The organism is Bacillus sp. SSR7 (genome assembly GCF_055902415.1).
This window is the reverse complement of record NZ_JBVVXV010000013.1, coordinates 24,022-36,366: the sequence shown is the minus strand read 5'-3', so window position 1 is coordinate 36,366 and position 12,345 is coordinate 24,022. Positions and strand designations below refer to the sequence as shown.

Sequence of the window (12,345 nt, the reverse complement as noted above, 5' to 3'; positions counted from 1 at the left end):
ACAATCTGGAATACCTTTCAGCACTGAAATGTTAGTATGTACAGAAAGGTATTCACAGTCATAGCTTAAGAATTCAACACATTTTTTGTAATTTGAACAACATTTTCTGTCGTAAATCCAAATAGATTCATGACTTCAGCCCCAGTGCCTGAAGCTCCAAATGTTTCAATTGATAGTACTTTTCCTTCTTGTCCTACATAACGCTCCCACCCGAGAGATACACCCATCTCAAGAGATACTCGTTTCGTTACAGAAGACGGAAGAACGGATTCTTTATATTCGTTCGATTGACGATCGAATAACTCCCAGCTTGGCATTGCAACGATACGAACAGAAACTTGATCTTCTTCTAATTTCGCTTTCGCACTAGCAGCTAAAGAAACTTCAGAACCTGTCGCAATGAAAATTACATCCGGATTTTCATTTGTTTGTGTTAATACGTAAGCTCCTTTAGAGAGATTCTCTATGTTCGCTTTCGTTTCATGAAACACCGGTAAATTTTGACGGCTCAGTACTAAAACGACTGGACCATCCGTTTGCTGTAATGCATACGCCCACGCACTCGCTGTTTCATTTGCATCTGACGGGCGGATAACTGTTAAACCAGGAATTGCCCGAAGAGCTGCTAAATGTTCAATTGGTTCATGCGTTGGACCATCTTCTCCTACAGCAATCGAATCATGTGTAAATACGTACGTAACAGGTAACTTTTGCAAAGCAGCCAGTCGAATCGATGGACGAAGATAGTCATTAAATACAAAGAATGTACTCACGAACGGTTTTACTCCTCCATGAAGAGCCAGTCCATTTGCTGCCGCGCCCATTGCATGTTCACGTACACCGAAGTATATATTGCGGCCAGCATACGATTCTACTGCATACACTGCTTCACCTTTTATATCTGTCATCGTAGAATGAGAAAGATCCGCACTTCCACCGAAAATAGAAGGAATCGATTTCACATAATGGTTAATAGCTTCCCCACTTGCAACACGAGTAGAAATCGTTTTTTCAGTATCAAAGGATAGAATGTCTTTCGCTTCGATTAAAACCTCACCTGTAATCGCTTTTTCTAATTCATCTGCTAGTGCAGGGTTTGACTCTCTGTATACGTTGAACTGCTCATTCCATTCATTCTCTTTTTCAATACCTTTTTGTTTCAGTTCATTAAAATGAGCTGTTACTTCTTCAGGCACAAAGAAGTCTTCCTCATAATGCCAACCATACACTTGTTTTGTCGCTGTCGCTTCTTCTACTCCAAGTGGATTACCATGGGCTTTGTTCGTTCCAGCAACTTTTGGACTTCCATAACCTATAATGGTTCTAATTTCTATAAGAGTAGGTTGATTCGTATTGTCTTTCGCTAATTGAATCGCTTTTGTAATCGCATCAACATCGTTTCCATCCTCAACTCTTACATATTGCCAATGTGCAGATTCTACTCTTTTCTGAATATCTTCAGAAAAAGCAATGTTTAATTCACCATCGAGTGAAATTTCATTTGAATCATACAGTACAATTAACTTGCCAAGTTTCATGTGCCCTGCCATTGACATCGCTTCATAAGCGACACCCTCCATTAAGTCACCGTCTCCAACTAAAGCGTACGTATTATGATTTATAATAGAGTGACCATCCTTATTGAACTTCGCTGATAAATGCGCTTCTGCCATTGCCATTCCGACAGCATTCGCAATCCCTTGTCCTAACGGTCCTGTAGTCGCTTCAACTCCAGAAGTGTGACCAAACTCCGGATGTCCTGGTGTTTTACTATTTAACTTTCTAAAGCTTTTCAAGTCATCAATTGAAACGTCATATCCAGCTAAATGAAGTAAGCTATACAGTAGGCTCGATCCGTGTCCCGCTGATAAAACGAATCGATCACGGTTAAACCATTTCGGATGATTAGGATTGTGATTTAAATGATTCGCCCATAATGCATAAGCCATCGGTGCTGCTCCCATTGGAAGACCTGGATGACCTGAATTTGCCGCATTAATAGCATCAATTGATAACGTACGAAGTGTATTCACTGCTAATTGATTTATGTTTTGTGTCATAGTAATCGTCCCCCTAAATGCTTTCATGAAAGAAAGTACTTATTTTTCCGTTTCTTGATCTAACCACCATTTAAATCCACTTTCTTGCAATAATTCATTCGACGCATCTGGACCATATGAACCAGACTCATATTCATGAAGTGGTAATAAGTTCTCCTCGAATGCTTCAAGAATTGGTTGTACCCATTCCCATGACAATTCAACTTCTCTCCAATGTGCAAAGAATGTAGCGTCTCCACTCACAGCATCATGAATGAGTCTTTCATACGCTTCAGGTACTCCCACATCCGCTTGCTCACAAGTAAAGTTAATACGCATCGGTTCAATCTCTCCATTTTTCAATGGATTTTTACTATTTAACTGTAATGAAACATTCTCACCTGGGCTAATTTCAATTATTAACAAGTTAGGTTCTGCATTTGGATTATTATCTTGATATTGCTGTTTTAACGTATTTTTAAATTCAATTACAATACGAGTAGACTTTTCTTTCATTCGTTTACCTGTTCGTATATAAAATGGAACGCCAGTCCAAAACGGATTATCGATCCACAATCGAGCAGCAACAAATGTGTCTATGTTAGAAGAAGGATTTACTCCTGGTTCCTCTTTATATGCTACAACTTGCCCTCCATTTATCTCACCTGCACCATATTGTCCGCGAATGATATGGTTTTGAACGTCTTCTTTTTTCACTTTACGAAGCGTCTCCATTACCTTTCGCTTTTCCTCTCGAATTTCACATGCATTAACCTTTTCCGGCAGATTCATAGCAGTCATCATTAATATTTGTAACATATGATTTTGAACCATATCTCGAATGGCTCCTGCCTGATCATAATAGCCTGCTCTTTCTTCAACCCCAACTGTTTCACTAGCTGTAATTTGTACATTCGCTATATGTTCTTTGTTCCAAATCGACTGGAGAACAGGATTTGCAAATTCTAGTGCTTCAAGGTTTTGAATCATCGGCTTACCTAAATAATGATCAATACGGTATATCTCATCTTCTTCAAACGTGCGACTAAGCTTATCATTCAGCTCACGAGCAGATTTGAGATCGTGCCCAAACGGTTTCTCAATCATTAGGCGTTTCCATCCATCCGTTTTATCAAGTCCGCTTTCCTTAATATTTAAAGCAATTGTCTCGAAAAATTCAGGAGCAACGGAAAGATAAAACATTCTATTACCTTTTATATGTAATTCTTCTTCCCTTTCACGAACGACTTGTAATAATCTCTCATAGTCTTCCGGCTTACTCACATCTAATGGACAATAGCGAAAATTATCTAAAAAACCTTCGAGTTCTGGAGTACCTTCTTCTCTATGACGGGAAAACGTCTCTATTGATTCTTTTATTCTTTCTTGAAAATCTTCATGAGATACTTGACGTCTCCCAAGCCCGATAACGGATATTTGCTTTGGAAGCTTTTGATCTCTATATAAGTTATATAGTGCGGGGTAAATTTTGCGTTTCGCTAAGTCCCCTGTCGCTCCAAATAAAACAAAGGTCATTGATTCCAATTTCAGTCCCCCTCTTGTTGTATAATCCTTGTCAATATTTTAAAAATGAATTGTACAGAAACCCGTGTTTTTATAAGAAAACAAAGAGTTATCAAATTCCAATTCCTTTTATACCTTTCGCTTTCTAATTGTCCCCAATATTAATAGTGGCAATTCAAAGCATTTCTACCACAGATTGCTTATTTATCGAACTTAACAAACAAATGTATATTTGATTACTTTTAGTAATTAAATAATCTTATGTCTAGTATATTAACCATATAAATTATTATCGTCAATAAAAATGTCTTGCATTACATACTATTTATTTCGTAATGCTTTTCTAAGTGTATTCCTAATTACCATTCATTTTCAAAGATAATGATTGATATAACAAATGTCAGTTTCATCAAAATATTCAATTATTTTTTCGTTAAACTCACGAGCAGACGTTACATGATAACCAAAAGGCTTCTCTATAATAAGACGGTTCAATCCTTTTGTAGCCCACAATCCAATTTCCTTAATATTTAAAGCAATGACATCAAATACTTCTGGTATAACAGATAAGTAAAACATGCGGTTTTCAGGAATGTTTAATTCTGTTTCACGCATCTTTACAAGACGCAACAAATCTTGATAGTCCTCTATATTCGCTGTATTTAATTGACAATAACGAAATGTACTAATAAATTCTTCTACTCCTGATTCGTCATCAGTAGATATTCTAGAAAATGTAGCAAGGGATTGTTCTACCTTTGTTTGAAATTCCACATCTGACATTACCCTTCTGCCGATACCGATAATCGAAATAGATTGTGGTATATTTTGATTGCTAAATAGCTTATATAAAGCAGGATAAATTTTGCGTTTCGCTAAATCCCCTGTCGCTCCGAATAAAAGAAATGTCATTGAATCCATTTGTTCTCTCCCTTTTAAAACAATTGCTAGAATAGAATATATAAGTTCATTCGCTACTTAGCACAATACTATCTCTAAAACCTCATACTTTACCAATGTTTCTTCAATACAATTTTCCCAAGAGCACGTTCTGACTCACTTATGTGGTGTGCTTTTTTTACACCTTCTACATGTAAAGGCAACACATGCGTGACAACAGGTTTAATCTTCCCGCTCTCAATTAATTCTGTAATAAGAGAAAGTTCATATCCGTTAGGTTCAGTAAATATATGGTCACTCTCAATATTTTTCTCTCTTGATATCTCGGTTTGCGGAATTTCCATACCTTTCGGACCATAAATAGACGCTAACTTTCCATTTGGTGCAAGTACTTTATAACTATTCTTTAGTACATCCCCACCTAACACATCAAATACAATATTGTAATTATGCAAAAGCAAAGAAAAGTCTTCCGTTTTGTAATCGACGACAGTATCAGCGCCTAGATCCTTTACAAATTGCATGTTTTTCGTACTAGTCGTAGTTGCAACATGTGCACCGAAACTTTTCGCTAGTTGAATAGCAAACGTACCAATCCCGCCAGATCCAGCATGAATTAAAACCTTATTACCTTTTTGAACATTTGCGAACTTCACTAAGCTTTGCCAACTTGTCAAACCTACTAGAGGGATTGATGCCGCTTCTTCAAAAGATAGATTTCTCGGTTTTTTCGCCACATATTTTTCATCTACAGCCACGTACTCTGCGTACGTGCCGTTTCGTTCAATATCTGGCCGACTATATACTTCATCCCCCACTTTACATACTGTTACGTTTTTTCCTATAGCAGCAACTACACCTGCAACATCCCATCCTAAAACGAGCGGGAAGTCATAAGAAATTACGTCTTGAAGTAAACCCTCACGTATTTTCCAATCCACAGGATTTACACCAGCTGCATATACTTCAATCAGTACATCGTTGTCTCCCAATAGCGGTGTCTGCATTTCAATCTCTTGTAGTACGCTTTTATCTCCATATTGCATAAGTCCTATTGCTTTCATTCTTTTCACTCCTTTACAATGCTGGGAAATGCGGTAGTACTTCTTCTCCTAGCTCATCCAATACTTCGTCAGCTGGACGTTGACCATCAAATAGAGCAAAGAATAAATGATTCACACCAATACTTTTATATACATCAAGTAATTCAATTAGTGCCTTACGCCCTGTACGGTAACCTAAACGTATCGGTGTAGGACGTTCATTTGGATCTTCAGATAAATCTAAATGCATCGGTTGGATAAATGGTTTGAATACATCTGGATAATAATCCTCTACTCGTTCTCTCCATTGTCCAATTGCTGCTGCCTGATGCACTGGACTACGTGGATAATACATCCATCCATCTCCATGTTCAGCGAACCAGTCCATATTTTGCTGACTAAAACCTGTAATAAAGGTTGGAACACGTTTAGACGGTTTTGGAACTAAATTCGCACCATGCACTTCTCCTAGCGTCGACTGGATAGACGGGAAGTTTTTATACAAAATCTCTTCCAAGTAAGCAAACGCTTCTCTAAACTTTTCACCTCGTGTTTCATGACTAACACCTAACGCTTTGAAATCGGCACGTCTGTCACCGGATGAAACGCCAAGCATAATTCTTTCTGGAAATAGTTGATCTAATGTAGCAATTTCTTTTGCTACACGCAATGGATGACGAAGTGACAACACTGTTGCCGACGTTCCAAATGCAATTTTCTCTGTCTTGCTTGCTAAATACGTTAAATAAATCATCATATCGTAAATTTGACCTGTTGCAGGATCGCCAAAGTCAGGGTCTTGCAGCAAAACATCGCGAAGCCATACACCTGTAAAACCATATTGTTCTGCTTTTTGCACTAACTCTACTTGTTTTTCCATCGTTGGAGCATGAAACTGATAATTTTCAATCGGAATGTGGACTCCTAATGTAAGCTGATCTTTCGCAAACATACGATTATATCCAAAATGATTCGCAAACTTTTCCATGTGTTTCACTCACTTTCCTTTATTCATATAAATCTATACTTTTTGTATTTCTTCTCAAAATTCATAAGCGATACTGTAACACCACATTGTTGCCGATTGTCATCGTTATAACTTTCTTTGTGCTACGAGTGTTATTATAAATCGGTCATAACATGAATAACAGTACGTACTTTAAAGTGATGTAGGCACTTTTAAGTACCTATACTAAGTGAGTAATAATAAACATAATGAATAAATCATGCTGCAAAAATCACATCTATCCTTTCTTCAAAAAGCTGTACTGTTGCTTTTGCAAATACGTTACATTATTTCACGTACTTTCCCTTTCTTTATATAAAATTGTTACTAACCAAATTCAAAATATTATACTTATTTTTCGTACTTTGCTATGCTATAACCACAAACAGGAGGTATAAACAATGAAAGCACAAATTATCCATTCTTTTGGGGATTCATCTGTATTTCAATTAGAAGAAGTTTCAAAACCGAAACTTTTACCAGGTCATGTTCTAATCCATGTAAAAGCAACAAGTGTAAATCCAATCGATACAAAAATGCGTAGTGGTGCCGTTTCAGCAGTCGCTCCTGAGTTTCCAGCTATATTACATGGAGATGTAGCTGGTATTGTTATTGAAGTAGGAGAAGGTGTTTCGAAATTCAAATCTGGGGATGAAGTATACGGTTGTGCCGGAGGTTTTAAAGAAACTGGAGGTGCACTTGCAGAATTTATGCTTGCTGATGCACGACTGATTGCTCACAAACCTAAAAACCTAACAATGGAAGAAGCTGCTGCTCTACCATTGGTTGCAATTACAGCTTGGGAATCTTTATTTGATCGTGCAAATATTAAACCTGGTCAAAATGTTCTCATTCATGGAGCTACTGGTGGCGTAGGACACGTAGCCATTCAATTAGCTAAATGGGCAGGTGCTAAAGTTTCCACAACAGCTTCTCAGCAAAACAAAATGGAAATAGCTTATCGTCTAGGAGCCGACATAGCTATTAATTATAAAAAGGAATCTGTTCAAGAATATGTGCAAAAACATACGAATGGCAACGGATTTGAAGTTATATTTGATACGGTAGGTGGCAAAAATCTCGATAACTCTTTCGAAGCTGCCGCAGTTAATGGAACTGTCGTAACAATTGCAGCTCGTTCAACCCATGACCTCTCTCCTTTACACGCAAAAGGACTTACTCTGCACGTTACTTTTATGGCGTTAAAAATATTACATACAGATAAACGTGACGCTTGCGGGGAAATTTTAACTAAACTAACGCAAATAGTAGAAGAAGGAAAACTTCGTCCATTGCTAGATTCGAAACCTTTTACGTTTGATGAAATTGCACAAGCACATGAATATTTGGAATCAAATAAAGCAATAGGGAAAATAGTGTTGAAAAACGTTTGGTAATTTTCACAAAATAATACAAATAACAGCAGGGTCGCTTCGTCTTATCTTTTTCTTAAGAAATGCCACAACGCTAAAAGCTTTCCATCCTTTACAACAAGTAAAAAAAGAACAGCCGAATTTTTCTTATAGTAGAAAATCCGGCTGTTTTCTTATCACAATTTGCTTTTTGTATATTTCTATTAATGAGTAAAATACAACTTATTTGTCTTACCATCTTATCTTCAACAGTATACTATGTTGTTTTTAATTTATTAAAATACACTACGTACTAATCCCCCGTCTATTCGCAACGCGGAACCATTAATCGCTGAAGAAAGTGGGCTGCTTAAGAAAGTGACAAGATTGGCAATTTCTTCTGGTCGAATAAGTCTTTGAATAATAGAGGTTGGTCGATTCTCTTTCATAAATCGCTTCTCAGCTTCTTCTATTGTCAATTGCTCATTAGGATAAAGACTATTTAACATAGTCTCCACTCCTTCCGTTAAAGTCGAACCAGGCATTATAGTATTAACAGTCACATTCGTTCCTGTCGTTAGCTCAGCCAAACTGCGAGAAAGTGAGAGTTGCATCGTTTTAGTCGCACTATAGTGAGCCATTTCTTGAGACGGCATAATAGCTGCTTCGCTAGCAATAAAGATAACTCTTCCTTCTTTTCTTTCAATCATTTTTTTCAAGTACGAGCGAGTAAGTCGAACACCACTCATAATATTGACTTCAAACAATTTAAACCAATCTTCATCAGGGATATCAAAATATTCTACAGGTTCAAAAATTCCTAAGTTGTTAATAAGAATGTCTACTTCAGGGTACTTTTCAATCACATTTTGGCACCCTTGTTCTGTTCCTAAATCAGCTACTACAGGTTGAAGGATAGCCTCCGGATACTGCGCTCGAATTTCGTTTATCGTTTGATTAACATTTTCTTCACGGCGTCCATTAATAAGTACAGTAGCTCCTTCCGCTACTAATGAAGTGGCAATTGCTTTTCCAATGCCTGCCATAGATCCAGTAACCAGTGCTGTTTTTCCTTTTAATTGCATATGCATATGGATCCCTCCAAATTCATGTGCTACATGATTGACTTACGTTGGAATAAATAATTACATTTATATTGTGGTTCACTTCTCTTATCTTTAACAGAAAATAAGCTGATCCACCCTTTTTTCGAAAGAGTATAAACGAAAATTATGTAGCTATTGGACTCTGTACTGAATTAAAAATCGAAATTATCATCATTTAGATCTACTCGATAATTCTGATTCTAATCATTGTCATGTTAAAAAATCACATCAACAGCAGAGTAAAGCTAAAACCAACTAATAAATACCATTATGATATATATTAACGATAAAGAAAATTACGCACTTTAAAGTTCCATAGGAACAAAAAAGTGCCCTATAAACCATAATTTCTAACCCTTTATATTTACTAAAATAGTATCTTTTTCTATCATAGAAAAGGTTGTAAAATCACACATTCTTACATACAGTTATAGGATTATTTTTATCCTAATTAACTAAAAACCATTATACTCCTTTATCACTTTCAAACATGAACAAAAAAATACGAAGACTTTAAAGTCTTCGTGTTTTTTAATATACATATTGCTACATTTGTGATCAAATTCATAACTAGGATCTTTTTACTCATTCCTTATGAATAACGTTTATTACTTATGAAATTTCACACGTTCTTCAAGTGGTTGGAATTCTTTTTCTCCTGGTGCAGCTGTTGGATTACCAAATGGCATTTGTGCAATGAGTTTCCAGTTAGCAGGAACATTCCATTCTTGTTTTACCTCATCATCAATTAATGGATTATAATGTTGTAAAGATGCTCCTAATCCCTCTGCTTCTAAACCTGTCCACACGACTAATTGGTGCATACCTGATGCTTGGTGTGACCAAATTGGGAAGTTTTCAGCATATGCAGCAAATTTTTCTTGAAGCGATTTAACGATAGCTTCATCTTCAAAGAATAGTACTGTTCCATAACCAGCTTTAAAAGAATCCATTTTTTGTTGCGTTCCTGAGAAATCTCCATCTCCAACTACTTTTCTTAATGTTTCAGTTGTAATATCCCATAATTTATCATGAGCTTCACCAAACAATACAACTAATCGCGCAGTTTGAGAATTGAAAGCGGATGGAGTATATTTCACAGCAAACTCCACGATTTCTTTAATTTTTTCATCTGATACTTGTACCTCTTTATTAATCCCATAGTAAGTACGTCTTTCTTTCAGTGCAGTATAGAAATCTTTTGTCATAATTCAATTCCTCCTGAGTTCTAATATTCTTCAAAATGATACATCTCAAAGATAATATGCGTTTAAATGAGTTCATTTTTGAATCATTGAACCCCATAACACCAATTTGCCATTCATTCTAAATCTAACTAAACAGCTGCATTTAAACCACTTCAGTTTACCTAAAAAACGTCTTATAACATCATTGATACAATCTAGTGATCATTCGATACTATTTTACCCATTCTCTATTCATATATCCTGCGTGTTTCATATTTACACAAATATAACTTTAACCAGCAAAAAAGCCAGGTAGCATGAATAATGCATTACCTGGTTTTTTACATTTTTAATTTAAATTCAACTAAACATTACCAATGAATAGTAGTAATAACTATATCCATCACTTATTTAATGATTAACATCTCATAAGGATGTTGTTCCATAAATCTATTCTCCCAAGGAATCTCTAATGATATCCAATTTGAACCACCATCTACTGACTGATACACTCCTTTATTGCTAAACAGATAGAACGTTCCATCACTTGTTGCCTTTAATACTGGTATGATTGTGCCTTTAGGAGTTGGTAAACCTGTATTCATTTCTGCCCAAGGCTGATCTTTTTCTTTCTTATAAATAAATGATTCACAATTTCCATTATTGTAATCATGCGCTACGTGTGGATTTGAAGATGTCGCGATAATAATATTTTCTGGATCATTTGGGTTAACTGCCATTTGATATGCATAATGATGCTTGAGTCCACTACACATATAGTTCCAAGTCTTACCTCCATCATTACTCTCCGCATACTCTTGACCTGGTTCTTTCAAGAATGAATCACCTAACACCCCGTATAAACGATTTGGAGCATTGCGATGTGATGTAAGAATGTGAATATCTTGAGGATAGTTCCCCTCTTTTTTCTCAGTCCAGGTCTTACCTCCATCTACACTTTTAATTAATCCCCCAACCTCAATCGTTGTATATATAGTTTCTGGATTATTAGCATCAATTTCAATATGTTTTACGTGGTGCGTATATGTTCTTTGAGGAAAGAACCATGATGAATACGATGGCATTTGTCGATAATCCGTTAGCAATTCAAAACTGTCTCCTCCATTTTTGGATACAAACATTGCGCTCGGTTCAGTTCCTACATATACGATACCGTTACCGTCATCACCCTTCACTGAAGATACAGAAACTGCTGTAATAGCTCTCATATGAATAGCATTAGCTCGGAACACTTCACCAAAAGAAGGTAAATTTCCAATCGCTTCCCAAGAACTTCCTCCATCTTTACTTCTCCATAATCCTCTATCAAAAGTACCACAATACATTCTTTCTGGATCGTATGGATCTGAAGCTAACGCAACTGGATTCGCACCTGCAAACTGTGATTGGACACTCCATGTTGAGTCTTTTTTTTCTGCAATTACAAGTTCTCTATCAAACGCTAATATGAATTTTCCCATAACTAAAATCTCCTCGTTTCATAATATATCTACTGTATTATTTAAATTTTCGCCATTACAATTTAAGAGGCGAATTTTATATGCTATAGCATATAAAAGATAAAATTTATAAGCAATATGTGATTAAAAACTTACATTATATAATTTGTTAATTTCACATCAGTACGATAAACAAGATGTCCTGTTAACTCATATAAGTCCATATGCCACCTCCAAATAACTTGCAATATACATGCTATAGCATATATATTATCGAATGCATGATTACATGTCAAACTTTAATACTGTCTTAAAATCCGTTCTTTAGATCTCCTAAAGTAATTTAAAAGTCATAATATAAACAGAAACATTTTATTAAATAGACAATAAAAAAAGAGTGCAATTTTGCACTCTTTTTACTCATTCTTTAATCTTAGAAATCAACGTTACCAGACGGTGTATCGTAAGACTGTTTTGTCTTCCAATTGGACACCCTACTTTTCTCAGCAAAGGTAGCATCACTTGCTACAGCCCCAGCTTTCCCCCAATTTTCTTTCTCAAGTTCCATTATCAACACTTAAATTTTGTCAGGGACAATTTTTAATCGTTTTATTGTAAGTTCCGTTACATTATAAATGAATTCCTTCTTTTCTTCTGTTGACATGGTTGGCCAAGTATTTAGTTCAATTAATGGCATAGTATTGCCCCCTAAAGTTAACTATTTATTC

9 protein-coding genes and 1 pseudogene are annotated in these 12,345 nt (G+C 36.0%); 1 reads left to right on the top strand and 9 read right to left on the bottom strand.

The genetic code is table 11. From position 1 onward, the window contains the following. Positions 1-65 precede the first annotated feature (65 nt). The 5 genes from tkt to AC0NJG_RS20385 all read right to left on the bottom strand — a co-directional run bounded on the left by tkt (position 66) and on the right by AC0NJG_RS20385 (position 6,494). On the bottom strand, positions 66-2,060 hold the full coding sequence (gene tkt, locus AC0NJG_RS20405; RefSeq protein ID WP_143881353.1) for a transketolase: 1,995 nt from the start codon (positions 2,058-2,060) through the stop codon (positions 66-68). 39 nt (positions 2,061-2,099) lie between these two features. After that, positions 2,100-3,584: a glucose-6-phosphate dehydrogenase gene (zwf, locus tag AC0NJG_RS20400; protein WP_087954824.1), complete on the bottom strand. Its 1,485-nt coding sequence runs from the start codon at positions 3,582-3,584 to the stop codon at positions 2,100-2,102. A gap of 351 nt (positions 3,585-3,935) precedes the next feature. Continuing rightward, positions 3,936-4,484, bottom strand: a complete 549-nt coding sequence (locus AC0NJG_RS20395; protein ID WP_087996286.1) for a glucose-6-phosphate dehydrogenase — start codon at positions 4,482-4,484, stop codon at positions 3,936-3,938. A gap of 89 nt (positions 4,485-4,573) precedes the next feature. Continuing rightward, entirely contained in the window at positions 4,574-5,527 is a 954-nt protein-coding gene (locus AC0NJG_RS20390) for an NADP-dependent oxidoreductase (protein WP_000643800.1), read from the bottom strand. Between the two features lie 13 nt (positions 5,528-5,540). Then, the gene (locus AC0NJG_RS20385; RefSeq protein ID WP_474063342.1) at positions 5,541-6,494 is read right to left on the bottom strand and encodes an LLM class oxidoreductase; all 954 of its coding nucleotides are present in this window, start codon (positions 6,492-6,494) and stop codon (positions 5,541-5,543) included. Between the two features lie 419 nt (positions 6,495-6,913). On the opposite strand from AC0NJG_RS20385, the gene AC0NJG_RS20380 reads away from it, so the two are divergent. After that, positions 6,914-7,909 carry a zinc-dependent alcohol dehydrogenase family protein gene (locus AC0NJG_RS20380; RefSeq protein ID WP_088328113.1) on the top strand — a complete coding sequence of 332 codons (996 nt, stop codon included), beginning with the start codon at positions 6,914-6,916 and terminating at the stop codon, positions 7,907-7,909. A gap of 251 nt (positions 7,910-8,160) precedes the next feature. Here AC0NJG_RS20380 and AC0NJG_RS20375 read toward each other — a convergent pair whose 3' ends face one another. From AC0NJG_RS20375 to AC0NJG_RS20360, 4 genes and pseudogenes are all read right to left on the bottom strand, one after another. After that, a complete protein-coding gene (locus AC0NJG_RS20375) occupies positions 8,161-8,955 on the bottom strand; it encodes an SDR family NAD(P)-dependent oxidoreductase (protein ID WP_474063341.1) in 795 nt (264 codons plus the stop codon). 623 nt (positions 8,956-9,578) lie between these two features. Beyond that, a complete protein-coding gene (locus AC0NJG_RS20370) occupies positions 9,579-10,178 on the bottom strand; it encodes a nitroreductase family protein (protein ID WP_000158938.1) in 600 nt (199 codons plus the stop codon). 386 nt (positions 10,179-10,564) lie between these two features. After that, complete coding sequence (locus AC0NJG_RS20365) at positions 10,565-11,638, bottom strand: WD40/YVTN/BNR-like repeat-containing protein (RefSeq protein WP_087954814.1); 1,074 nt, start codon at positions 11,636-11,638, stop codon at positions 10,565-10,567. A 418-nt stretch (positions 11,639-12,056) separates the two neighbouring features. Further along, positions 12,057-12,314: pseudogene (locus AC0NJG_RS20360) on the bottom strand (tautomerase family protein); the annotation flags it as partial. Between the last annotated feature and the right edge of the window lie 31 nt (positions 12,315-12,345).